This window comes from Kitasatospora nipponensis (assembly GCF_039528135.1).
Classification (GTDB): Bacteria; Actinomycetota; Actinomycetes; order Streptomycetales; family Streptomycetaceae; genus Kitasatospora; species Kitasatospora nipponensis.
In genome coordinates, this window is sequence record NZ_BAAALF010000054.1 from 18,896 (window position 1) to 44,745 (window position 25,850).

General features: G+C 69.9%; 13 protein-coding genes. 9 read left to right on the forward strand and 4 right to left on the reverse strand.

Going from position 1 to position 25,850, the window contains the following annotated elements; genetic code table 11:
- The first annotated feature begins 85 nt into the window (after window positions 1–85).
- Window positions 86–925 (forward strand): putative protein N(5)-glutamine methyltransferase, encoded by an 840-nt coding sequence (locus ABD323_RS17325; RefSeq protein WP_344442529.1) that lies wholly within the window; start codon window positions 86–88, stop codon window positions 923–925.
- A 189-nt stretch (window positions 926–1,114) separates the two neighbouring features.
- On the opposite strand, the gene ABD323_RS17330 is transcribed toward ABD323_RS17325, so the two are convergent.
- On the reverse strand, window positions 1,115–2,539 hold the full coding sequence (locus ABD323_RS17330) for a tetratricopeptide repeat protein (protein ID WP_344442530.1): 1,425 nt from the start codon (window positions 2,537–2,539) through the stop codon (window positions 1,115–1,117).
- Window positions 2,540–2,544: 5 nt separating this feature from the next.
- Complete coding sequence (locus tag ABD323_RS17335; RefSeq protein WP_344442531.1) at window positions 2,545–5,931, reverse strand: CHAT domain-containing protein; 3,387 nt, start codon at window positions 5,929–5,931, stop codon at window positions 2,545–2,547.
- 144 nt (window positions 5,932–6,075) lie between these two features.
- Between ABD323_RS17335 and ABD323_RS17340 the strand changes: the two genes are divergently transcribed.
- The 3 genes from ABD323_RS17340 (at window position 6,076) to msrA (ending at window position 8,044) form a co-directional block, all read left to right on the forward strand.
- Window positions 6,076–6,480, forward strand: a complete 405-nt coding sequence (locus ABD323_RS17340) for a hypothetical protein (RefSeq protein WP_344442532.1) — start codon at window positions 6,076–6,078, stop codon at window positions 6,478–6,480.
- 4 nt (window positions 6,481–6,484) lie between these two features.
- On the forward strand, window positions 6,485–7,411 hold the full coding sequence (locus tag ABD323_RS17345; protein WP_344442533.1) for a hypothetical protein: 927 nt from the start codon (window positions 6,485–6,487) through the stop codon (window positions 7,409–7,411).
- Window positions 7,412–7,537: 126 nt separating this feature from the next.
- Window positions 7,538–8,044 carry a peptide-methionine (S)-S-oxide reductase MsrA gene (gene msrA / locus ABD323_RS17350; protein WP_344442534.1) on the forward strand — a complete coding sequence of 169 codons (507 nt, stop codon included), beginning with the start codon at window positions 7,538–7,540 and terminating at the stop codon, window positions 8,042–8,044.
- A gap of 317 nt (window positions 8,045–8,361) precedes the next feature.
- Here the strand turns inward: msrA and ABD323_RS17355 are convergent, their stop codons facing one another.
- Entirely contained in the window at window positions 8,362–12,969 is a 4,608-nt protein-coding gene (locus ABD323_RS17355; protein ID WP_344442535.1) for a hypothetical protein, read from the reverse strand.
- A gap of 734 nt (window positions 12,970–13,703) precedes the next feature.
- On the opposite strand from ABD323_RS17355, the gene ABD323_RS17360 reads away from it, so the two are divergent.
- The 5 genes from ABD323_RS17360 to ABD323_RS17380 all read left to right on the forward strand — a co-directional run bounded on the left by ABD323_RS17360 (window position 13,704) and on the right by ABD323_RS17380 (window position 23,152).
- Window positions 13,704–20,009: an RHS repeat domain-containing protein gene (locus ABD323_RS17360; protein WP_344442536.1), complete on the forward strand. Its 6,306-nt coding sequence runs from the start codon at window positions 13,704–13,706 to the stop codon at window positions 20,007–20,009.
- A 44-nt stretch (window positions 20,010–20,053) separates the two neighbouring features.
- Entirely contained in the window at window positions 20,054–20,461 is a 408-nt protein-coding gene (locus ABD323_RS17365; protein ID WP_344442537.1) for a hypothetical protein, read from the forward strand.
- A 261-nt stretch (window positions 20,462–20,722) separates the two neighbouring features.
- Window positions 20,723–21,088, forward strand: a complete 366-nt coding sequence (locus ABD323_RS17370) for a BlaI/MecI/CopY family transcriptional regulator (protein WP_344442544.1) — start codon at window positions 20,723–20,725, stop codon at window positions 21,086–21,088.
- Window positions 21,088–21,975, forward strand: a complete 888-nt coding sequence (locus ABD323_RS17375; RefSeq protein WP_344442538.1) for a M56 family metallopeptidase — start codon at window positions 21,088–21,090, stop codon at window positions 21,973–21,975. The genes ABD323_RS17370 and ABD323_RS17375 overlap by 1 nt, the downstream gene beginning before the upstream one ends.
- A gap of 193 nt (window positions 21,976–22,168) precedes the next feature.
- Window positions 22,169–23,152, forward strand: a complete 984-nt coding sequence (locus ABD323_RS17380; protein WP_344442539.1) for a C40 family peptidase — start codon at window positions 22,169–22,171, stop codon at window positions 23,150–23,152.
- Window positions 23,153–23,407: 255 nt separating this feature from the next.
- Here the strand turns inward: ABD323_RS17380 and ABD323_RS17385 are convergent, their stop codons facing one another.
- The gene (locus tag ABD323_RS17385; protein ID WP_344442540.1) at window positions 23,408–25,453 is read right to left on the reverse strand and encodes a hypothetical protein; all 2,046 of its coding nucleotides are present in this window, start codon (window positions 25,451–25,453) and stop codon (window positions 23,408–23,410) included.
- Window positions 25,454–25,850 lie beyond the last annotated feature (397 nt).

The window sequence follows — 25,850 nt, forward strand, 5'->3', positions numbered from 1 at the left end:
TGCTCCCTTCGCACGACTGCGCGGTTCCCCTCAGCTAGGGCTCAGCGGACCGCGGGAGCGCCCTCAGGCATCCCGAAAGGTTCCCGTGTCAGTCCCCTCCCCCTCCGTCCCCTCCCCCGCTCTCTCCCGCTCCGCCGTGATCAGCCGGCTGCGGTCCGCCGGCTGCGTCTTCGCCGAGGACGAGGCCGAGCTGCTCATCACCGCCGCCACCACGCCCGAGGAGCTCGCCGCCATGGTCGAGCGCCGGGTGGTCGGCCTGCCGCTGGAGCACGTGCTCGGCTGGGCCGAGTTCTGCGGCCTGCGGATCTCGGTGGACGCCGGGGTCTTCGTCCCCCGCCCGCGCACCGAGTTCCTGGTCCGGCAGGCCGCCGCGCTCACCCGGCCCGGCGCCGTGGTCGTCGACCTGTGCTGCGGTTCGGGCGCGCTGGGCGTGGCGCTGGCCACCCTCCGGGAGCGGGTCGAGCTGCACGCCGCCGACATCGACCCGGCCGCGGTCGCCTGCGCCCGGCGCAACGTCACCGCCGCCGGCGGCCGGGTGTACCAGGGCGACCTCTTCGAGGCGCTCCCGGACACCCTGCGCGGGCGGGTCGACGTGCTGCTCGCCAACGTCCCGTACGTGCCGAGCCGGGACGTCGGCCTGCTGCCCCCCGAGGCCCGCGAGTACGAGGCGCTGGTGGCGCTCGACGGCGGCGAGGACGGCCTGGCGGTGCTGCGCCGGGTGCTCGCCGGGGCGAGGCGCTGGCTGGCACCGGGCGGCAGCCTGCTGGTCGAGACCAGCGAGCGCCAGGCACCGCACGCCGTCGAGGCGTTCACCCGCGCCGCACTGGCCGCCCGGCTGGCCGAGTCCGAGGAGTTCTACGCCACCGTGGTGATCGGCACCGCCCCCGTGGCCGCGGACGGCGCCACCGGTGCGGCCACCGGGTGACCGGTTGCACGGCCACCCAACCTGTGAGCGGGTGTGTCGCAGGTGCGAGCGCGTGACCCGCTGCGAGCGATCCACTGCAGTCCACCACCGCCCTCAACCATCCCCCACCTCATGCCGTCGGCGGCCACTGTGCGCGCGATGCAGGCCGCCTGAGCGTCGGCCCGATGCACGGCGAGGAGGTTTTTGCGGTCACCACAGCCGCGGCTGCTTCAGATCGCCCAACGCCCGGCGAGCGGCGAGTGTACGCACCAGCGGATCGCCGAAGCCGAGGAGCTCGATCACGTCCTCGAGCCTCTCCTCCAGGAGGGGCTCGAGGAGGTCGAAGCGCCCGGCCAGGACCAGCACCTCCATGAGGAGGACCACCGACCTCTTGGTGCGGTCGTCGGACCGGCCCAGATATCGGTCTGCCGCATCCAGCGTTTCCCCGGCCTCCGTGACCGCTTCGTCCCACCGTTCCTGCTGGAAGTAGACGATCGCCATCAGCCGTCGAGTTGCGACAACGGCAGGATGGCCGGCGCCGAGAGCGGCTTCACCCCGTTCGAGCAGATGCCGGACCTCCGGTTCGACCGGGTCCGGGCCTTGGCCGGCCAGCAGCGCGTGCCATCGTCCCAGCTCGGCGAGGACCGTCTCCGCGGTGAGCTCCCCCTGCGACCGGGCCTCCGCCGCCTCCTGGGATTCGACCGCCGGACCGTCCGCACCGCCCCGAGCGGCCTGCAACCGCGACCTCACCAGGACGGTGTCGGGGTCGTCCGGCCCCAGGGCCGACTCGAACTCCGGGAGAAGCGTGGCCCACACGCCGGCGGCCTCGTCCCGGCGACCCGCTCTCTCGAGGACGACTCCGACGTTGTTGCGGGCCGTCAGGGTGTCACGGTGTGCTGCTCCCAGGCTCGCCGTCCGGTCTGCGACGACCCGTTCGACAACCTCCAGTGCCCGTCGGTGCTCACCTGCTTCCAGGAGGGCCTCGCCGAGCCCGCTCTCCAGGTCCGACACCAACGGATGCCCCACCCCGCTGATCGCCAACTGGACGCTGACGAGGTCCTCCCAGATCCGGGCGGCACGCCGGTACTGCCCCGCCTCGCTGCAGGCGCGCGCGAGCCTGCTCCTGCTCTGCCGGCTGGCCGGTGAGTGCGGTGGGAACCACAGCTCGACCACGTCGTTGACGCGCTCGCACAGCGGCACGGCTGCACGCCACAGCCCGCTCCCGAACAGCAGGTCGATCACGCGTTCGAGGAGAAGGGCGATTTCCGTGCCGTGATCCTCAGCTCTGGTGTAGCCGACCCAGGCGGACAGGTGTGGGGTGAGCGTGATGCAGCGCGCGGTCTCGCCCGGCGACCCGGGGTCGCCGAGATAGCCGGCGATGGCTGCGATCGTGGTGAACTGCCACTCCTCACCGAGCAATTGACGGCATTGCCGCTGGACCTGCGGCGCGACGGAGCAGGCGCCGTCCGAAGCTCGCGTCACCAGCCCGGCCCTGACGAGCACGGCCAGGTCCTGCTCCCGATCCGGCGTCGACGGGAGCAGCTCGACGGGAATCCGGTCCGGCGCCAGCCAGGCGGTGGTCACGAGTACGGCGAGCGCCGTCCCGGGAAGCGAGCCGAGATCGAAGTCGCCCACCCCGATCACGCCCCGGTGTGCACGAACGAGGCCCAGACCGTCGGCGTCGCGGGACAGCGCTCGCGCAACTGCCGGACCGCGAGGTGCAGCGCGCGGGCGGAGGTCTCGACCCGGAGTTCTCGACTCCCCGCATCCGTCAGGTCGGAGTAGAAGACATCGAAGATCTCCCCGGCCGTCGCATCGCTGACCGGCCAGAGCGCACCGATGACGTGGCGAAATCCTGCCAGTTGGAGGGCACCGGTCAGGTGCAGTCCTTCGTCGGTCAGGTCCGAGCCGGTCTCGGCGGTACTGCAGGCCGACAACACCGCCAGCTCACGCCCGGCCAGCTGGAGCGCGGCGAGCTCGGCCATCGTCAGCGGGTCCTCCTCGTGGTCGGCGAGCAGGAGTCGGCTCATGCCCGGGGAGTGGACGTCGGTCACCGCGTGGCAGGCCAGGTGGACGTTCGCATGGCCTGCCAACGCCGTCAGGAAGGCCTGCTTCGTCGCCTCGGTCCCGGCCAGCAGGCTCGCGTCGGGCAGCCAGTGCCGGATCGCGGCGACCTCCGTGTCGACGCCGCGCAGCGGGGCGGTCCCGGGGGCCTGTGCCTGCGCGACGATCACCGTCCGGGTCGGGCCGGTGCGCTCCGGCATCTGCCGTACGAAGTGCAGGGCGCGCAGACTCGTCGTGTAGGAGGAGACCACTCGGTCGAGCACGCCGTCCTCGGTCCCGTCGCCGGCGGCGTGCCAGGGCAGGTGGCTCAGGAAGCCGAGCGGGCACCACCACATGCGCGGCCAGTCGCCGCCCTGGGGCACGCGTTCCAGCCCGAGGTCGGCGAGGATCGGCTCGGCGGCTGCCGTCCAGAGCCAGGCCAACGTGTCACGCACCGCCGCCTGTGCCTGGAGGCGGACCCGCAGGGTGTAGGTGTCCGTCATCGCGTAGTGCCGGGCCGTCAGGAAGGTCAGCACCCGTTCCTGCGTCGGCTCGTGGGCCAGTTCGGGCAGTTCGAGGATGCGGACGGGCTGGTCGGCGTCGGCGGTGACCAGGACGGCGTACCCCTTCTCGTCGCCGGTGGCGATCAGGGCGATCGGGCCCTGTGCCGCCGCATCGGCGAGGGAGTGCTGCGCGTCCGGTGCGGCCGTGCGATGCAGTTGCCGCCAGCTGTCCATCAGCCTTCGCCGTTCCCGCGCAATGTCCCGTTCCAGCTCGCGGCGCCGGGAACCCGTCCCTGTCGCACTGTCGCGCAGATCGAGGGCCCGCAACGCGGCGGTCAGCTGCAGGAGTTCGGCGGTCTGTGACGGGTCCCTCCCGGATGCGCCCGGGTGGACGGTCATGACGTCCTGCGACAGCAGGCCGCGGCTTCGCTCGATCAACTCGACTGTCCGCACCGGGTCCTCGGCCGCGATCCCGGCCTCGATGAGCTGCCCGGTGAACCCGCGGTAGCGGCGCAGGACGTCTTCACGGTCGGCCCGGAGCGGGCCGGATGCGACGTTCAGCCGACGGAGATCGATCATCTCCGCCAGGTCGTCCAGGGTCCGGCCGGCTGTCGGCGCCGACAGCCGGCCGCGCAGCACCGCCGCGGTCGTCCTGACGTCGAGCCGGGCGTACGGCGAGTCGATCACCCGGTCGAACCCGGCGCGCGCCTCCAGGGCATGGCTCGGGTCTTCGGTGACCCTTGCCAGGTTTCCCAGCGCCGTGGCGCGTTCCAGTTCCGCGGCGACCAGGGTCCCGGCCATGGCGACGTCGGCGCGGGCCAGCACCTGCTCGGCGAGTCCGATCGCCGCCCGGAACCGCTCGACGTCGCCCGTGGCCACGCCCCGCAGGACCTGGACACGAGCCAGCTCGCACAGCACCATCGGCTCCTCCGGGCCGCCGGGTGGTACCAGCGCCCGCGCCTGTTCGCCGTACTCGACGGCCTCGTCGATCGTCGCCACCGACCGGTGCGGGGAGCGGTGGAAGATGTCGCCCAGAACCCTGGTCAGCAGATGCAGGATCGCCATGCGCTGCGCCGCCGGGAGGTCCGGGAACCCATTGGCCCGCTTGAGGGAGGTGAGTGCTTCCTCCAGCAGCTCCGGGCTCTGGCGGCGGCCGCCGTCGTAATGAACGGCCTTCGCATGGCTCAGGTAGGCCCCCGAGGCGGCAACGGCATCGGCGTCGTTGACGACCTCGATCGCGATCCTGCTCTCATGGACCGCCTCGTGCAGTGCTTCCAGGTCGTCGGTCAGCTCGTAGACGGTCCGGTGGGCCTCCGAAAGTGCGATCCTGACGAGTCTCGCCTTCGCCGGATCCGATTGCCGAATGGACTCGACGGCGGTGCGTGCCAGCGCGACCGCCTCCCGCGCCGGGTCCAGGTCATGGGTCTGCTGGGCGAGCCTGCCCAGCTCGGCCGCCAGGTAGATCCTCGCCAGCGTCTGTGTGCCGCCGTCCTCCGCCACGGTCAGCAGGCGCCGGCTCAGTCCGACGGCCCGTCGGAGTCCGTCGATGTCACTCTCCTCGGCCAGATCCTCCAGCGCCGCCTGGCAGAGGACCACGAGCACGGCGGTTTCGGTCGGGCGGTGCGGCGGCGACGAGGCCAGGAGGTCGTGGCAGCGGGCCACGGCGGTGGCCCGCTCGTCCCGGCCGGAGGCCAGAAGTCTCGTCAGCACGGCCGACAGATGCCCGACCGCCAGGCTCTTCAACTCCCCCGGAAGCTCCCCGTACAGGTCGAGTGCCCTGAGCAGTGGCTGGACCTCATCAATCAGCAGGCCGAGCTGCATCAACGCATTCATCAGGGCGAAGCGGTGGTCCACCTCTCCCGAAGCCACCGCGCGTAGCCTGTCGCGCCCCGCCAAGTCATACATGGCCGTGTCATGGTGGTGGTCCATCAAAGGACGGTCGGCCTCCTCGGGGCGCATGCGAACGTGCACGAGGCCGCCCACGTCGACGGCCCGCATGCAGACGTCCCGCTCGTGAGTGGCCGCGCGCAGGACACTCAGGACGACGAGGAGTTGCTTGAGCACCCTGGTCAGCTCGGGATGATCCGGAGTGGCAGCCACGAGGGCCAGCTCGAGAATGTCGACGGCGAGCCTCAGGGTGGCGAGGTCACCCGTGTCGGCGTAGCTCAGGAGCGGCCCGCCGTGCAGCTCCAGCCAGACCGTGGGATCGGTGACGAACCCGGTCCGGCGGGAGAAGGTCGCCAGGGGGTCGTGACCGGCCCGGTAGACGCGGCTCATCTGCTCGGGGACGAGATGCGGCGTCACGGCGTGGACCGGTCCGAACAACTGGCCCGCTATCTCCAACTCCAGCCTGTCCTGTCCGGGAGGTCCGACCAGGCTGCGCTCCAGGAACACTCCGGCGGAGAGCCCGATGGCCTGCAGATCGAACTGCCCCTTTCGACGATGCCCCAGAAGTGCCACCACCTCGGCCAACGCGTCCATCGACAGCAGTATCTCCCGTCCCGAACCGCCCCGGGCAGCGCCCAGTCTCGCGAAGACCTTCGCCACCAACTCGTCGCGCATCCGACCGGCCCCCAGCCCCTCATGCAGGCACCAACTAACGCTGCTTTAGCCTAAACTGATGGTATGCCAGGTACCCCGACGGGCCGACGCTCGAACGACGCGCTGACCGAACTCGCCGAGCGGGTGGAGAAGCTCTGCCGGGAGTACGGCCGCAATGATCAACTGGCCGACCTGCTGACGGCGGCCGGCGCAGACGACCTCCTCCGACAGGTGATCGAACTGATGGCCTCGGGCGACCGCCCGTTGGACAGGATGACGGACCTCCTCGACCGGCTCGACGCGGCGGCGACCCCCTGCGGTCTTCACGGTCTGACCCGGCCGGACCGGACGTGGAGCCCGCTGCCGGGAGTCCGGACCCCTCGTGAGGCACCGCCCCTGCGGGTCTGCCCGGTCCGCTGGTGCACCCGCGCCGAGGAGAGCGCGGCCGGCTGCGCCCTGGTCAACCGCCCACTCACCCTCCTGCCGTGACACCGTGACCACACTGCTCCTGGGGATCTCCAGGAAGGCCGCCGAGCGCTGGGCCGCGCTGCTGCTCGGCCCCGGCCTGCTCTTCGTCATGTGCCTGGTGATCGCGCGACACTCGGGCTTCCGGCACGCGGTGGACCTCCGGTACCTCCGCACCTACCTGAACGCGTTCGCCGGCTCCCAGGCGCACAAGCAGCCGGCCGAACTCCTCACCGTCCTGCTGCTCGTGACCGCCCTCGCAACCGCCGCCGGGGCAGCTGCGGCCTCGGTGGGCCGAACCTTCGAGCGGGCCTGGATCCCGGACCGGCCGCACTGGTACGTCACGGTGCTCACCCATCGGCGCATCCGTCGCTGGACGACCCTCACCCGCGCCATCCAGGAGGCTCACGACCAGCGCGTCCACGACCACCTCCACGGGACGCCGCCGAACCGCCGTCGTCCGACCGAAGCCCGACTGCGCGCGAAGCAGGAGCACCTCTTCCCGGACGGCCCACCGGACCGGCCGACCTGGACGGCCCAGCGCATGGCCACCGCCACCGGTCGGGTCCGGCAACGCTACGACGTCGAACTCGCCGAGATCTGGCCGCACATCTGGGCGGTCGCCGACAGCGAGGCCCGGGGGGACATCCAGGGCGTTCGGGACAGCTATGCCGACGCCGGCCGGCTCGCCGCCTGGGGGGCGGCCTACCTGCTCGTCACCGTCTCCACCGGCTGGTGGCCGGCCTCCCTCATCGGCACCGTACTCGTCGGCACGGCCGTCCTGCGGGCACGCGCCGCGATCGACGCACTCGCCACCCTGGCCGAGAGCACGGTCGACCTCAACATCCGCAAGGTCGCGGAGCAGCTGGGAGTCGCGTGCCAGGCCGGGTTCGACGCGACGGCGGCAACCTCCCTCAACGCCGTCCTGCGCCCGCGACCGTCGATCACGCCCTGAATCGGCCGGTCCCGCGTCCTTACGGAACCCTGACGAGGACCGGCCGGCGCGTGCACGGGAATACGCCGGCCTCGTAGGTTGTCAGTAGCAGCGAAAGCCGATGTCCGTCACTGAGGGAGTGGAACCATGGCGACCGAGAAGGCCATCCTCGCCGGGGGTTGTTTCTGGGGCATGGAGGAACTCTTCCGCCGCCGGCCCGGGGTGGTGTCCACCCGCGTGGGCTACACCGGCGGTGAGGTCCCCAATGCCACCTACCGCAACCACGGCAACCACGCCGAGGCCATCGAGGTGGTCTACGACCCCGCCCGGACGGACTTCCGGGCCCTGCTGGAGTTCTTCTTCCAGGTCCACGACCCGTCCACCAAGGACAGCCAGGGCAACGACATCGGCACCAGCTACCGCTCGGGGATCTTCTACCTCACGGACGATCAGAAGCGGGTCGCCGAGGACACCATCGCCGACGTCGACGCCTCGGGCCTGTGGCCGGGCAAGGTCGTCACCGAGGTCACCCCCGCCGGGGACTTCTGGGAGGCCGAGCCCGAGCACCAGGATTACCTGCAGAAGTTCCCGAACGGGTACACCTGCCACTTCCCCCGCCCGGGCTGGAAGCTGCCCCGCCGCGCCGACGCCTAGGCCGGCCCTGGCCTGGGCCGGCCCGGGGTCCGCTCGAGGTCGTCGGTCGCGCCGACCTCAGGGGTGCTCGGGGTCCTCGAAGAGGAGCGCGAACCGGTTCAGCGCCTCCTTTGGCCTGCCACCGTCAACCAGTCGACACCGTGGACAAGTTGATGCGATCAACGGTTGCGAGTGCAGGAGCCGAAGACCGTACGGACCCGGTCGCAGATGCGGCACGAGCTCGTCGATCGGGTGATCGATCGGTCGGCGCCGTGTGGGCAACGTCAGGGCCCGGCCTCCGAAAGGAGGCCGGGCCTTGACGGTCATTCAGGTGAGCGTCAGCGGAGCGAGGACTTGACGATCATCGGCTGGACGCCGACGGTGCCGCCGTTGGCATTGACCGCGGCCACGTACTTGTCGGCCAGGGCCTGGTAGTACAGCGTGTTCGGGTAGTAGTTCAGCGACGTCGTGTCCTGGTACTTGAAGTTCGCGGCCAGGTCGCCCTGGACCGTCGAGGTACCGGTGCCCGCGGCGGTGACCGCCGCCGAGAAGTCGACCACGCCGCTGGCGTTCCCGCCCAGGTAGCTGGTGCCGCCCGAGCCGAGGATGTACGCGTTGACGACCTGGCGAACGAGGTCCTGCGCCGGGGTCATCCGCAGGTCCGGCGGGATGGTCGCGACGTACACGGTGATCTGGCCGTACGGGTTGTTCAGGCCGGTCTCCGAGTAGTAGGCGCTGATCTCCTTGGAGAGCCGACTGAGCCGGGCCTCGACGTCACCGGCGGCGACGTTGTCCAGGATGTCGGTGGTGCCGAGCGAGATCAGGACCGTGCGGACGTTGGTCTGGTTCAGCACGTACCGGTCGGCCGGGTTGCTCGCGTTGGAGGGCGCGGCGCTGTTGGTGACGGAGGGCAGCAGGTCGTGGCTGAGGTCCCAGGTGTTCTGGCCCTCGTTGAGGATGCCGTAGGGCACCGCGTTGCTGTTGCCGGCCGCCAGGTCGTTGGCGATCAGGTCGCTGAGGCGGTGGCCGCCGTCGGCCGCGGTGGTGTCCGAGTTGACCGTCTGGTCGCCGAGGAGCAGCAGACTGCCGGTGGTGTTGTTGGTGGTGTTCACGTCGACGCCGGACAACCAGTACAGGTTGTCGTCGGTGCTGGTGAACGGGGTGCCGGTGGTGGCCGCGGTGGCGTCGGTGCCCGCGGCCGAGTACCAGGTGCTGCCCTTGTAGCCGTAGTGGTGGACCGCGTCCGTGACGGCGGTGGCCAGGTGGTACGAGATCAGCAGGGTTTCGCGGTCGGTGGTGGCGAAGGCCAGTGAGTCACTGGTGACGTCGCCGCCGGCCGGGATGGTGACGCTCTTCGACCCGTTGAAGAGCAGGTCGACCGGGGTGCCGGTGGGCACGTTGCCGCTCGACTGGTGCGCGAGGGTCACGTGGTCCAGGGTCACCGGCTGGCTGCCCAGGGTGTTGGACAGGTGGATCCGGGCGTTCTGGCCGGCCACGCTGATCCGCACCGCGGAGCGCTGGGTGACCGCGCCGAGGCTGGTGTGCGAGGTGTCCTGGCGGTCGGCGAAGGTGCCGGTCCAGGCCGTGGTGTGGCCGGTGTCGGTGAACGAGGTCGGCCGGATGCCGACGCCGAGCACGTGCAGCGTGGTGACGCCCGACTTCACGCCGTTGGAGACCACCGGCAGCTGGATGCTGCTGATCGCCTGGCCCGGGCAGGCCAACGGGACGCTCAGCGCGAAGAGCTTGGGCGCGTTGGTGTCCTGCGTGTTGTTCGGGGTGTTGCGGTGCTGCAGCTGGGTCGACACCTGGTAGGCGTTGCCGAGCACCCAGTCGGGCGCGGTGTCGATGGTGTAGTCCTGGGTGGTCTTGATGCCGCAGGGACTCGCGTAGCTGATGGTGCCGGTGGCGCCGTTGACGCTGCCGCCGGTGGCGAAGCCGAGGAAGACCACGGCGTTGCCGGTGTTGGCGAAGCCGCTGGCCGGCACGGTGATGGTCTGGCCGCCGGCAACGATGTTGTCGGCCTTGCCGTTGGAGTAGTTCGGCACGGTCATCGGAGCGCCGTTGACCGTGAGCGGCGCCCCCGGGGTCCAGCCGGCGGCGGACAGCTCGGAGGCGGAGTAGCTGTTGCCGTTGCCGTCGGCGTCACCGGCGTTGGTGTAGTAGTTCTGGCTGACGGCGGTGTTGTTCTGGCAGGCCGTCAGGTTGTTGATGGCGCAGGTCGCGCTCATCGGGGCCAGCCGCAGCACGTCGATGCCGGCCTTGTAGCCGTAGCCGACGGTGCCGGCGTTCTTACCGACCATGGTCATGGTCAGTGTGTGCGAGCCCTTGGTCAGCAGCACCGGAGCTCCCGAGGAGTTCTTCGGGAGCCCGAAGTCCTGGTAGGAGGTGGTGACGTAGCTGCTGTAGCCGTCGAAGCTGTTGGTCAGCGTGGCGGCGTTCGCGCTGCCCGCGTCGAGCACCAGCTTCAGCTGGCCGAAGCCGGCCGACTGCGTGAAGTTCGCCCCGATGTCCCAGTAACCGTCGTGCGGGACATCGAAGTTGAACGCCACCTTGTCGTTCAGCGCGGTGTGGCCGGTGGCGCTGTCGGTGAACAGTGCCTGGGCCCCGTCGGCGAACTGGATGTTGCAGCAGTTGTTCTGGACCTGGATGACCGCACCGGCGCTGACGGTGGCCTGGGCCGCGGCGAGCGCGGTGGTGCTGTGGTCGTCGTTGGTGGCGGTGTAGCCGTTGACCAACTGGTCGCCGTAGACGTACGTCGGAGTGGTCAGACCGGCGTAGAACAGGTACGTGGTCTGGGCGGCGGAGAGCAGGCCGGAGTGGTTGAGCGCGCGGGCGTAGAGGCGGTGCGGGCCGACCGTGAGTGGGGAGAACTGGACGGTGGCCACTGTGCCGTTGGCCGGCGCCCAGTACTGCTGGCCGCGGTTGATCGTGCTGCCGTTGGTGAAGGTCGACGGCTGGGACTGCTGGCTCCAGTTGGCGGAACCGAGGTCGCCGTCGAGCGCGAAGACGTAGCCCACCACGTCGGTGTTGCCGTAGGTGGTCATGGTGAAGGAGCCCTGGTCGTTCAGCGAGGCGCCGAACTGGTTGGCCGGGAACTGCGGGGAGCTGATGGCCGGGGCGTTGGGCTTGGCGGTCTCGACCTGGAACCAGGTCCAGGGCCCCCAGCCGGACCACATGTTGCCGCTCTGGCTGTTGGTGACGCCGCGCCAGGCGTACGTGCCGTCGGGCAGGCCGGAGTAGGTGTAGGAACCGCCGCTGGCGGAGTATCCGGTGAACAGGCCGCCGGCGACGGCGGTCGTCGCGTTGCCGCCGTAGCCGCTCGTGTTCCAGATCTCGTAGCCGGAGCGAACCGCCTCGCCGTCACTGTCGCCGCCGGTGGCGGTCATCGTGATGTTGTTGGAGTTCATGTAGTTGCCGCCGAAGGCGGTGACCATGGGCCCGCTGGTGACGTAGTTGACGTACGGGGCGACGTAGTAGGTGACCGACCAGTACGTCTGGGTGGGGTCGATCTTCTTCCACTGGTTCTGGTCGGACTCGCTCTGGGCGTCGACCTCGAAGGTGCGGCGGCCGCCGCCGGCGGCCTCCTTGGCCGCGGAGGTGACGTCGTAGGCGTTGGGGATGTAGCCGTAGCCGCAGCCGCCGCCGTTGCCTGTGCAGTCCGAGGAGGTGGTGATCAGTGAGGAGGAGGAACCGGAGGGCTTGTTGCTCCAGGTGATCCAGTTGGCGTCGAAGTCGGGGTCCAGCCAGATCTGGGTGGGTTCGGCGCAGGAGCAGGCGGCCCAGTTGTAGTACGGGTAGAAGTGCGCCGAGGTGACGTTGGCGCCCTGGAACCCGCTGTCGTTCATCTCGAAGTACGAGCGGTAGGTGCTGTAGCAGTAGCTGCCGCAGCCGTTCCAGTTGCCCTCGTAGCCCAGACGGGCGACGGTGCCGGAGGTGTCCCGGGCACCCTTGTCGTTGATGGAGGCCCAGGAGACGACCGAGGGGCTGCCGGACCAGGAGGGGTCCACGTAGAGCGGGTACTGGTTGCCCGGGTCGGTGAGCAGCGCCTTGTCCGGGGTGACGGTCAGGCTGTGCTGGTCGACGTTGACGGGCATGAGCGCGTGGCGGGCCACGTCGCCGGGGCCCTTGATACCGGAGGGGGTGGGGTCGGCCTTGGGAACGGAGACCTGGTCGGAGGCGGCGAGCATGTGCGCGTGTGGCGCGACTGCGACGGCCGGCTTGGGGGCGGTGGTCGCGGAGTCCCAGAGCTGGGCCGGGTCGGCACGGAAGACGACCTGGCCCTGGTCGTCGCGGGCCTGGGCGCCGCCGGCGGTCTGGTTGACGGTCAGGCCGTCGGCCTGGAGGCCGAAGCGCAGGTTGCCGAGCGCCGGGTTGGCGGCAGCCGCGGCGTTCTTGACGACCAGGACCTGGCTGAAGCCGCCGTCCTCGTGGGCGCTGAGCGCGAGGTCGACGTCCGGCAGGACGTTCGCGTAGGTGGCGGTGTCGCCGCTGACGGCAGGGACGGGCAGCGCGGTGGGCCAGCTGAGGGAGAGCTTCCTGCCCGCGCGGCTGAGGGTGACCATGGGGCCGTTGCCGCCGGCGGAGAAGGACACGTCGGAGGCGGTGGCGGCGGGGGCGAGGGTGCCGTCGGCGCGTTTGGCGAGGGTGGTGTCGACCTTGACCCAGCTGCCGTTCTTCTTCGCCCGGACCGGTGCGGCGTTCTGGGTGAGGGTGAACGTGCCGTCGGCGTTGGCGACGGTCTGGGTGTTCTCGGTGGTGAGCGCATCGACGACGACGGGCTTGCCGCTCTTCTTCGCGGCCTGACCGGCGGCCTGCTGGGCCTGGGCGACGGCCGGGTCGATCTTCGGCGCCTGCGGCAGGTTGGCCGGGATCGTCGGCTGGGCGGCCGCGGCTGCGGGAACTGAGGCCGCGGTGAGCAGACCGGCGGTAAGCGCTGCGGCGGTCAAGCCGGCGAGGGCGCGCGCTATCCGGCGCCCTCTCGCTCTGTGGCCAGGCGCGTGCGATTGAAAGGCCATCAGGCCAGGTCCCCCTCGTGCATCGGGGTGCCGATTTGCAGGCACCCGTGTGAGGCGCATTGTGGGGCGCCGGAATGCCCCACCGCCACTGGTGAGTTGACCCGACTGATGGTGATCAACGCCCGTATGAGGCTTTTGAACTGCAGAGATCCTTGAAAATTCCGTGAGGATTTTGCCAATTCTTGATTATCGATGTGAGATCGTGTCCGCCGTATGGGCCGCGCACCTGCGCTGATCTGATTGCCCATCAGTTGCACGCGTCACGCCGGGGGGGTGGCAATCTCACTGGCGGGCGCCGGGAGATTGCGAACAGAGTGTATTCACACCATCCTTCAACGAGACGTCGAATAAGGCGTCTTGGGCGAGTCGGCGCGACAGCCGTCACGGCCCTGCTCTTGTCGTTCACGCTGGCGCCCACCGGAGCCGTCGCACAGTCGCCGAAGGCCAAGCCGCACGCACCGGCCGTGCCGCGGGACCGTCAGGTCCCTTACACCCGACAGGCGCCGGGCACCGGCAAGTCGCCTGCCGCGTTCCAGAAGTACGACCCGACGGTGGCGGCCACGTTGCCGGGGGCGGGCAGTGCGGTGGTCGACCTGAGTGCTCCGGCTGCTGCTGCGGGAAGCGGGCCGGCGCCGAGGGCGGCGGTGGCTCCCGTCGTTGGGAAGATGCAGCGTGCGGGTGCGCTGCCGATCCTGGTGGGTGGTGCGACGGAGCCGGCCAGTGGCGCGCGGGCGCAGGTGGCAGCCGGTCCGACCCCTGCCAAGGTGAAGATCACGGTGGCGGACCAGTCCCTGGCGCAGCAGGCCGGCATCCACGGTGTGCTGTTCACCGCGGAGTCGGCCGACGCGTCATCAGGACCGGTCTCCGTCTCGGTGGATCCGTCGTCCTTCGCCTCGGCCTTCGGCGGCGACTACGCCTCGCGGCTGCACCTGGTGCAGCTGCCGGCCTGTGCGTTGACCACGCCTCAGCTGGCGCAATGTCAGACCCAGACCCCGCTGCCCGCGAAGGCCGGCTCGCCGCTCACTGCCCAGGTGACGCTGAGCCAGACGGGCGCGCCGAGTGCACCCGGTGCTCCGAGCGCGATGGCGATGGCCGCTCCGATGACGGCGAGCCCGTCCGGTGCGATGGTGCTGGCAGCCACCTCCGGGACCTCCGGCTCGTCCGGTGACTACTCGGCCACCTCGCTGACCCCGGCGGGGACCTGGTCGATGTCCGGGAACACCGGAGCGTTCGCCTACACCTACCCGGTCCCGGTGCCCCCGGCCATCGGCGGCGCTGCCCCGAACGTCTCGCTCTCCTACGACTCGTCGAGCCAGGACGGGCGCACGGCGGGCACGAACAACCAGTCCTCCTGGGCCGGTGACGGCTGGGGAACTCCGGAGAGCTTCGTCGAGCGCACCTACAAGTCGTGTGGAGCGGACTCCAGCTCGGGCGCGCCCCAGTACAGCGGCGACGAGTGCTGGGCGGGCCAGCTCCTGACCCTCTCCCTCGGCGGGCAGTCGACGCAGATCGTCTACGACGACGTGACGCACACCTTCCACGCCTCCTCGGACAGCTCGACCGAGAAGGTCGAGCAGCTCACCGGCGGGACGAACGGCACGTACAACGGTGAGTACTGGCGGGTCACGCAGAACGGCGTGCAGTACTACTTCGGCATGAGTCAGCTGCCGGGGTACTCGTCGGGCAAGGAGACCACGCAGTCGGTCTACACCGTTCCGGTCTACGGTGCGCACGCGGGTGACCCGTGCAACGGCTCGACGTTCGCCACCTCGTCCTGCGTGCAGGGCTACCGGTGGAACCTGGACTACGTCGTCGACCTGCACAGCAACGCGACCGCGTACTACTACCAGCCCGAGACGAACATGTACGGCGCCGACATGCAGAAGACCGGCGTCACGTACACCCGCGGCGGCTACCTCAAGCGCATCGACTACGGGATGACCGCCTCCACCGTCTACGCGGGCACCGCACCGGAGCAGATCGTCTTCACCACCGCCGAGCGCTGCCTCGCCGGTACGCCGTCCGGCAACACCTGTGCGGACTCGCAGTTCACCACGGCGAACGCCGCGTACTGGCCGGACGTCCCGATCGACCAGAACTGCACCGACAGCACCAACTGCACCAACCACGGCCCGTCCTACTGGTCGCGCAAGCGCCTGACGTCGATCCAGACGCAGATCCAGAACAACGGCACCACCCAGCAGGTCGACAAGTTCACGCTGAACCAGTCCTACCCGGACGGTGGCGACCACGCCCCGACGCTCTGGCTCGACTCGATCCAGCGCACCGGCCAGGACACCTCCGCCGGCGGCCAGGGCACGATCGTCAATCCAGCGACCAGCTTCGATCCGCCGGACCAACTGCCCAACCGGGTGGGCACGATCAGCAACATCTCGCCGATGTACCACGACCGGGTCAGCAACATCACGACCGAGACCGGCGCGCAGGTCACGGTCAGCTACAACACCCCGACCTGCACGACGTCCAACACCCCGTCGGACCCGTCCACCAACACGCAGCCGTGCTACCCCGTCTCCTGGACGCCACCGGGCTTCCTGAACCCGACCATCGACTGGTTCCAGAAGTACTCGGTGCACAGTGTCTGGACCCAGGACCTGCACAACGCCAACCAGGACGGCACCATGCCGGAGCTGCTGACGACGTACAACTACGGTCCGGCGGCCTGGCACTACGACGACAACGAGCTCGTCAAGGACACCAACCGGACGTACGGGCAGTTCCGCGGCTACCAGTGGGTCGAGACCCGCACCGGTGAGGCCAAGAACTTCCACGTCCGCAACGGCGTCAACGTCTACGACCAGACCACCCTTGCGAAGTCGTACTACTTCCAGGGCATGGACGGCGACACCCTGCCGAACTCCGGAACTCGCTCCGTCACCCTGACCTCGCAGGACTCCAAGTACACGGCGAAGGACAGCAACGCCTTCAGCGGCCGCACCTTCGAGACCGATACCTACACGGTTGACAACGGTGCGGTGGATCACGCCACCGTGACGCTCCCGACCAGCATCGGCCCGACGGCCAGCCGGGCCCGCACCGGCCTGCCGGCGCTCACCGCGCAGATGGTGCTGACCGCCAACAGCTACACCAAGCAGGCGGTGACCGGCGGTTCGCGCAACACCGAGACGGACAGCTTCTACAACACCACCCTCGGCCAGCCGACCACCGGCCTGCCCGTCCAGGTGGCCGACCGCGGTGACATCACGGATCCGGTGAACACCGCCAAGTGCACCTGGACGAAGTACCTCTCCAACTCCGGTGAGCTGCTGACCCTCCCGGCCGAGACGGTCACCCGGGCGCAGGACTGCCCGAGCGCGGGTGCGGCGCAGAGCGGCACGCTGATCTCCGACCAGCGCACCTCCTACGACGGCAACGCCTACACCTGGGACGGCGCCAGCCCCGCCGGCACCGCCCCCGTCAAGGGCGAGGCGACCCTCACCGAGAAGGCCTCCGGGGTGAGCGGCGGCAGCACCGTCTACACCGCGACGGCCGCGAACTCCTACGACTCCTACGGGCGACCGGCGAGCGTGGTCCGAACCCCCAACTCCAAGGCGTCGAACGGCTCCAGCCTGGCCGAGACCACGACCACCGGCTACTCCCCGGCCATCGGCGGCGTGCCGACCCAGGTCACGGTGACGAAGCAGGTCACGGCGGGTGCCACCCCGACGTACCAGAGCGCGACCATCACCTACGATCCGGCTCGGAACCTGCCGGTCGAGAAGGTCGACGCGGCCGGCCTGAAGACCGACCTGACCTACGACGCACTGGGCCGGACGACCGCGGTCTGGCTGCCGAACGAGTCCAAGGCGGCGAGTCAGCCCGCCAACATGCTCTTCACGTACGCCATCTCGGCCACCGGCCCCTCGGTGGTGACCAGCAAGAACCTTCAGGACAACGGTTCCTACCTGGTCAGCGAGACGCTCTACGACGCGTTGCTGAGGAGCCGTCAGACCCAGTCGACGGCGGAGAACTCCTCCATGCTGGTGTCGGACACCCAGTACGACTCGCACGGCTGGAAGGTCCTCAGCAACGACTCCTACAACGTGGCCGGCGCGCCGGCCGCCCAGCTGGTCTCGGCCGCCCAGGCGAACATGCCCGCCACCACCGTCACCGACTACGACGGCATGGGCCGGGCCGACCTGGTGACCCAGGAGCACCTGGGTGCCCAGACCTCGGCAACGGTCACCGCCCTTGCCGGTGACCGGAGCACGGTGGTCCCGCCGAGTGGCGGCGTGGCGAGCACGACGTTCACCAACGCCCGCGGCCAGCGGACCGAACTCGACCAGTACACCACTGCTCCGCAGGTCTCCGGCTCCTCGCAGAGCGGGTACACCGTCGCCGGTGGCACGATCAGTCGGACCAAGTACGCCTTCGACGGTGCCGGCAACCAGACCCAGGTCACCGGCCCGGACAACAGCGTCTGGCAGATGCAGTACGACCTGTTCGCCCGGAAGATCCAGCAGACCGACGCGGACACCGGGACCACCACATACGGGTTCGACGACGCGGGCGACCAGGTCTCGGTGACCGACTCGCGCGGCGTCGAACTGGACTCCAGCTACGACCTGCTGGGCCGCAAGCTGGCCTCCACGGACAAGAGCAACAGCAACTTCCAGTTCGCCAGCTGGACCTATGACACGCTGCAGGCCGGCAAGCTGACGTCCTCGACGCGCTACGTCCCCGGCACCACCGGCGGCTACACGGTCGCGAACACCGGCTACACCTCGCTCGGCAAGTCCACCGGCACGAAGATCACCCTGCCGAGTAGTGAGGCGCCGCTGCCGAGCACGTACACCACCTCCTACTCCTACTCCGTCAACACGCAGTCGATGACCGGCCAGACCGACCAGCGGGTGGCCGGCCTGCTCGGCGAGGCGATCAGCTACGGCCACGACGCGCTCGGTCAGCCCAGCACGGTGAGCAGCGCGCTCGGCACCTACGTGGGTGGGGTGGTCTACTCCAACTTCAACGAGATCTCGCAGATCACCTTCGGTCCGTCCACCAACCCGGCCTGGGCCACGTACACCCGCGATGACCAGACCCGCCGGCTCACCGATGTTCTGACGAGCCGATTCCAGGCGCCCGGCCCGGCCGTCGACGACACCTCCTACGCCTACGACACCGCAGGCAACCCCACCTCCACCACGGACAAGCAGTCCGACACGGGGAACACCGTCACCGACACCCAGTGCTACCAGTACGACAGCCTGGACCGGCTCTCCCAGGCCTGGACGGCGACGGGCGCCTGCCCGGCCGCGGGCGTGAACCCCACGGGTGCCACGATCGCGACCGGGACCGCGGCCTACTGGCAGTCCTTCGTCTATGACGCGGTCGGCGACCGCACCAGTGAGACCGACCACGCGATCAACGGCGCGAGCGGTGACACCACCACCAGTTACACCAACGGCTGCACGGGCACCTGCCCGAACGGCCCGCAGCCGCACACCCTCACCGGCACCAGCACCACCGGTCCCACCGGCACCAGCACCACCGCCTTCACCTCCAACCAGATCGGCGCGACCATCGGCCGCACGCCCAGCGCGGGCACCGGGCAGACCCTGCACTGGGACGACGAGGGCCGGATCGACCAGGTCACGCAGGGCAGCAGCGTCACCAAGTACCTGTACGACGCGGAGGGCAACCAGCTGATCCGCCGTGACATCGGTGCCGGGCAGACCACGCTCTTCGCCGGCGACACCGAGATCGTCGTCAACACCTCGGTCACCCCGAACGTGCTGCTCGGCGCGGTCCGGACGTACTCGCTGGGCGGCCAGGCGGTGGCGGTCGCCTCCAACCTGCCGGGCGGCGGCCTGGTGTACGTGCTGTCCGACCCGCACGGCACCGCCACCCTCACCATGGACAGCACCACGCAGAAGGTCGCGCGCAAGCAGTACACCCCCTACGGCCAGGTCCGTGGCACGACCAGTGCCAACTGGATCGACCCGACCCGCGGCTACCTCGGCAAGCCGGTGGACGCCGGCACCGGCTACAGCGATGTCGGCGCCCGCAAGTACGACCCGATGCTCGGCCGGTTCATCAACGCGGACCCGATGTTCGAGGCCAACGACCCGCAGCAACTGGGCGGGTACAACTACGCCGGCGGCAACCCGGTGGCCGGCTCGGACCCGACCGGCATGATGCGCAACTGCCTGGACACCTGCACGGGCAGCGACCGCCCGGTGGGCTGCAGCGGCGGCCCGTGCCACGACGACGGGTCGCAGGGCCCGAACACGCCGACCGAGCCGACCTGCGGCCAGTTCGAGCACTACAACGGGCACTTCTGCGCCTCCGACGTGCCGCAGCCGCCCGGCTTCGGCGACCCGCCGAGCTGCCCGGGCTCGGACATGTGCCGGACGGCGGACGACCCGGTGGTGAACCAGTCCGGTTCGATCCAGGCGACCGCCGCGGACCACCACAACTGGGACCTGCTCAACGACGAGGCCCAGCTGTCCAGGCTGCTCGACTACCAGATGGCGTCCACCCTGCTGGACCACTACCTGAACGGCAAGGGGGAGACCATCGGTCTGACCGCAGACTCGGTCGACACCCTCTACACGAATGTGCCGCAGGTGCAGAACGCGATGAAGCAGGTCGTCGAGGACGGGTTGAAGAGCTCGACGGCGCAGGGCAAGCCGGGCTTCGTCAGCCAGTGGCAGAACGGTGACGCCGGGAAGGTCCCGGTCAGCAAGAACCCGTTCGAGTCGCACGCCCTGGGCAAGATCGACTGGTATCTCTCGTTCGCGGACTTCGACTACCGGGTCTCGGCCACCCGAACGGCCGCCGGGGCCGTCGAATTCCGCTACCAGATCCGGAAGTACTACGACTTCGACTCGAAGTTCAGCACCCCGCTCAAGGACTTCTCCCTGAGCGACCTGACCCGGCTGCACGACAGCGGCCTGGCGCAGAACTACTGGATCTTCGGGCAGTCGAATACCCTGACGATCCCCTGATTCCCCCAATTCCCTGACCCCGCTGTTCCCCCGAGAGGCGCGAAATGAGCAAGAAGGCAGCCGTGGTGACCACGGTCGCTGTGGTGGCGGTGGCAGTGATCGGTGGACTCCTCATCGCCGGGTACAACTGGGTCTCGGACCGGTTCAGTCCCCCCAAGGGACACGGATACATCTCCGAGGACCAGTACCTGGCCGTCAAGACGGGTGACTCGCAGCAGGATCTCGCCACGAGGCTCGGGACTCCGCTCCAGACCGCGGACATCCCGCACGTGCGGGATGTGCCGGCCTCCTCGGACAGTTGCGTCTACTACCAGGACGACGTCTCGACGATCGACGGCACGATCTACCGGATCTGCTTCAAGGCCGGCCAGGTGACCTTCAAGGATGGCTACGGACCGCTCTTCGACCAGCCGCCGCTGGGTCCCTCGGCCTCGGCCTCGGCCGGCTCGTAGCTGAGGACGTCAGGAAGGAGAACGCCGAAGGGGTGCCGACCGGCCAGGTCGGCACCCCTTCGGCACTCCCGGCCGCTCAGCCCTCCGGAAGACCGCCTCCACCGGAGTGGTGATCGCTCGGCGAGTTGGTGCCCAGCTGGCCGGCGCTCCAGCTGGCCTGCGGGTCGGGGCCGGCCCTGGGGGTCGGCTCACTTCGATCAGCAGCTCTCAAGATCGGAACGACGACAGCGACTAGGGTGACGGGCGGAAGGGAGCGTGGTGGTGCGCGGGTTCGGTCAGCTGGAAGCCGAGATCATGGAGCGGTTGTGGGAGTGGGGGCGGCCTGCCACGGTGCGGGAGGTGGTGGATGATCTCAACCGGTCCCGACCGGTGGCGTACACCACGGTGAACACGGTGGCGGATGTGCTGTTCCACAAGGAGTGGTTGCGGCGCCACAAGGTGGGGCGTGCGTGGGTCTACGAGCCGGTGTGCTCGCGCGAGGCGTACACGGCCTCGCTCATGCGCGAGGTACTGGCGGAGAGTTCCGACCAGCAGGCGGCGCTGATGCTCTTCGTCGAGGGTATGGACGAGGAGCAGGCCCGCGCGTTGCGCGAGCTGCTGGAGCAAGACAGCGGTCGGCACGAGTGATGGTCCTTCCCCTCCTGGCCCTCTGTCTGGCCCTCGCGGGTTGGGGCGCGCCGAGGCTCCTGTCCGGCTCTTCCTGGGCTCTGCGGGCACCGCGGATCGCGCTGGCTACGTGGGCCGCGCTGGTCCTCTCCTTCGCTGCGGCGGTGGTGATGGTGGTCCACGCCGTCTCGGAACCCGGCCATCTGCGGGAGCGGCCCGGTCGGTGGCTGTCCTGGTCGGCGGTCGCCTCCCCGGCCGAGGGCGCAGCCGGGCACGACCAGGCCCTTTCCCTCGGTGCGATCGTGCTGACGGCGGTGGCCGCCGTCGTGGGTACCGGCTGGGTCCGAACCGCGCGAACCAGGGCTCGGCATCGCGCGGTGCTGGCCGTGGCCGGCCGCCAGGACACCGAGCACGACTGGTGTGTGGTGGAGGACGATCGCCCGGCCGTCTGGTGCGTGCCTGGCCGCGGAGGTCGGGTGGTCCTCACCCGTGGGGCGCTGGAGCGGCTCGCGCCCGCGCACCGGGAGGCCGTCGTCGCCCACGAGCGGGCCCACTTGGCGGGTCGGCACCATCTGTGGGTAGGTGCCGCCAAGGCGCTGGGCGACGCACTTGGCCGGCTCCCGCTGGCGCGGGAGATGGCTCGGCAGGTGCCCGTGCTGGTCGAGATGGCCGCCGATGACGCGGCGCTGCGGCACTGCACGCCCCGTGTGTTGGCGCAGGCGCTGTGCATCGTCGCCGGGGGCGGAACTCCGCGCGGCACGTTGGCCGCCGGGTCCCACGCGGCGGTCCAGCGGGTGCGGCGACTGCTTCAGCCCGCCCGCCCGCTGCCGCCCGCCCTCTGTGCCGCCTGGTGGTTGGTACTCACCGTGCTGCCGGCGGTGCCGGTTCTGCTCGCCTGCGGACCGTGATGATCGGGTGGGGGTGGTTGCGCTCCCCCACCCCCTATCTACTAAGTTACTTAGAAGGTGAGGCGGCTGAGGCTCACCCTGCCACGGCCTGCCCTGCCCACGGGTGCCGCGGCACGTCGAAGCCGAAGGAGCCTGCTGTCCGATGGGAAGCCACCGAAAGCCGAGCCCTCAGAGTCGAGTCCGCATCGCGGTCATGACCACGGCCGCAGCCGGAACCGTGGTCCTGAGCTCCGCCGCCGGTGCCCACGCCGAGCCCATCCCGACCGTGGCGTCCGTCAAGGAGCAGGTCGACAAGCTCAACGAGCAGGCCGAGGTCTCGACGGAGAAGTACGACGGCCTCAAGGCCCGCCAGCAGCAGCTCCAGGCCACTGCCAACCAGATGCAGGACCGCATCGCCGCCGGCCAGGACAGGATGAACCAGCTGCGGACCCAGTTGGGAGCCGTCGCCTCCGCCCAGTACCGCAACGGCGGGATCGACCCGTCCGTCCAGCTGGTGCTCAGTGCCGACCCGGACTCCTACCTGCAGCGGGCGTCCGCCCAGAACCAGGCGACCGACAGCACCACGGCCCTGCTCAAGGAGCTCCAGGGCGAGCAGCGCCGCATGGACCAGGACCGCAAGGACGCCGCGGCGACCCTGGCCGAACTCGCCAGCAGCACCACCGCGATGGCAGCTGAGAAGAAGGACGTCCAGGACAGGCTCGCGCAGGCGCAGGCGCTGCTCAACAAGCTCAGCGCCGCCGATCGTGCGAAGGTCAACGCCCAGAGCACCGCCGCGGCCGCCGCGTCGCGCTCCGCCAGTCGGCCGACGTACAACGGCCCGGCCACCGGCCGCGCCGCCGACGCGGTGCGCTTCGCCTACGCCCAGCTCGGCAAGCCGTATGTGTGGGGTGCCACCGGGCCGGGTTCGTTCGACTGCTCAGGATTGACCGGCGCCGCCTGGGCCGCAGCCGGCGTGGCACTGCCCCGCGTCTCGCAGGACCAGTGGAATGCCGGCCAGCACGTCGCCAAGGCCGACCTGCAACCCGGAGACCTGGTGTTCTTCTTCGGCGACCTGCATCACGTCGGCATCTACATCGGCAACGGCCAGATGATCCACGCCCCGCGTACCGGCGAGAACGTGATGGTCCTTCCACTCGATGCCATGGGCGGCTCCTACATGGGCGCCGTACGCCCCTGACGATCCCACGGGTACGTCCGGTGCGAGCTCCGCCTTGGCCTTGGACCGGCTTGGGCCTCCAGGTCCGCAGGAGCCGACCGAACCCGAATGCGGAAGACTGAAAGGCGTGACCGCCCGTCCCCGCACAGCTCCGTGCTCCCTGCCCGTGGTCAGCCCCGCGGCCGGGGGCGCGGTCTCGGTCACCGGCGCCTTGTCCGGTCGGCCTGCTCCTGATCAGCCATACCGTCCTGTCGGCGGTGGCTCAGTGCGGTGCGCTCACGGCGTGGCGCCGATGGGGACGGCCATGGCTGCGGCTTCGGTGGCGTCGGTGGGCACCGAGGCCTCGGTGCGGCGCAGGTCGAGCACGATGAGGACGGCGGCGGCGACACCCAGGTAGATGAGCAGGGTGGTCAGTGCCTGGCCCGTTCCGTGACCGTCGAAGTAGATCGTGTGGTGCAGCAGGATGTAGGCGTTGCGCGGCGGCAGGTAGGGCCCGATGTCACGCCAGAAGGCGGGCAGGTAGGGCACGCCGTTCGCGCCGCCGGAGGACGGGTTGCCGAACAGCATGATCACGACGACCGTCAGCAGGGTGCCCACGGGACCGAGCAGCTTCTGCAGGATCGCGGCGACGGCGGCGACCACGACGACGATCAGCGTACAGATGGGCCAGGTGATCCAGAACTTGCTGCTGGGGAACCCCTGCAGCCAGTAGCAGACGATCAGATCGACCACCAGGCCGCTCACGACGGCGAATCCGGCCAGCTGGGCGGCGCGCCAGCGTCCTGCCGCCCTGCCCGTGACGGACATGAGCATGGTCGAGCTCATGTAGCCGCCGATGAGCAGCGGAACCAGCATGAGCCCCTGGACCAGGCCGAACGGGTCCTTGGCCGCCAGCGGCGTCGGGGCGTACTGCTGCACCGTCAGCACCTGGCCGGTCGCCTTGGCCGCCTCCTCGAACCGCACCGCGAGATCGAGCGGTGCGATGTCGCTCATGGACGGCACCACGATCAGGGTGTTCGAGGTGCCCGAGGAGATCAGGGCGCCGAAGACCCGGGCCTCGTCCATGGCGGTCTTGGCGGCGGCCTCGTTCGGGTACTGGGTGACCTTCAGGGAGATGTTCTTCTGGGCCGCGGGCAGGACGGGCGAGGTGCCGACCGCGCCGAACGGCAGGTTGGTGGCCTTGGGGGCGTGCGAGGCGCTCATGTAGTTGGTGGCGAAGAGGCATTGCATGACGGCGCAGATGCCGAGCGCCGCGAGGATGGCGACCAGGGCCCGTCGGCGGCCGGCAGGGGTCGCCGCGGGGTCCGTCGGCGCCGTCGTGTCGACTTCCGGCCGCCCGGCCGGGGCACCCGCTCCGGCCGGGCGGATGCGGCCGTACCAGCCGATGACGGCCATGCCGGCGAAGGCGTAGAGGAAGAGCACGATCAGTGGGGTGGAGATGTTGCTCGCGCCGAAGTAGAGCACGTGGTTGATCAGGTTGACCGCGCTCTGCGCCGGGAAGATCACTCCGATGTTGCGCCAGTACACCGGCAGCAGGAAGGTACCCGACCCTCCGGCCGGCGGGCCTCCGACGATGATGAAGAGCAGGGCCACGAGCAGGGTGCCCATCCTGCCCACCATGGCCTGCAACCCGGCAGCGGCCAGCGCCACCGCCGAGGTGATGAGCCAGAAGCACGGCAGCAGCGACCAGAAGTGGTTGCTGGAGAACGCGCCGATCCCCAGCCCGGCGATCAGGTCGGTCAGCAGCGCGCCCACCAGCGCGTAGCCGACCAGGATGGCCCCACGCCACGGCGCGGCGGCGATGCCGTGGGCCGCCTTGTAGACCAGGACGGCGGCCAGATAACCGCCGATCAGCAGCGGCACCAGCAACAGCGACGTCACTGCGCCGACCGGGTCCGAGGAGGGGAGCGGTTTGACCGTCTGCACGGTGACCTGCTGGCCCAGGTCGTGGGCCGCTGCCAGGAACTCCGGCTCCAGCTCCGTCTGGGCGAAGAAGCTCTTCGCCGGGACCAGGATCAGCGTGTCGGCCGAACCGTTGCTGACGTACGCGCCGTACAGCTCGCCCCGCTGGGCCGCGTCCGTCACAGCCGACGGGTTCGGATAGGAGGTCAGGTCCAGCCCCACCTTCGATGCCACCGCGGCGACCACGGGTGACGGCTGCCCGGTCACGCCGAAGGGCATGTTCCGTGGCACGAGCAACTGCTGGGCGCTGACGAGGCACAGCGCGAACAAGGCCTGCACGAAGAGGACCAGTCCCAGCGCGAAGCCGATCTTCACCACGGCACTGCGCCCACCCGCAGCCGAAGCATCTTGCTGTGCCATCCTCGTCCTCCAGTCGGCCGGGCACCTGGGACCCCTCGTGCACGGCGTCGCCATGCCTTGTGTCGGGGAGGTGGCCTCCCCGGGGTCGTCGAGCGAGTCCGCACTGGATGACGCGAGCTTCACGCCGTTGCTCGGTCCCGGTGCGACTGGGCAGCCGTCAGCCCGATGCGTTCACGTGCACCATCACGACATGGACCCCGCCGGGCGGCAACTCGGGCATCGGCGGTCCACCTGGACCGCGTCCCGGTCCTCGACCACGGATGTCCACCGCACCCGACCCGGTCTCACGCCAGGGGGCGGCCTGCCTGCGGGCGCCCCCTGCAGCCGGACGGGTGCCGGCTACGACGGTCAGTAGCCGGTGCCGCGCTTGATTTGGGCCCGCTCGACCTCGGAGGTC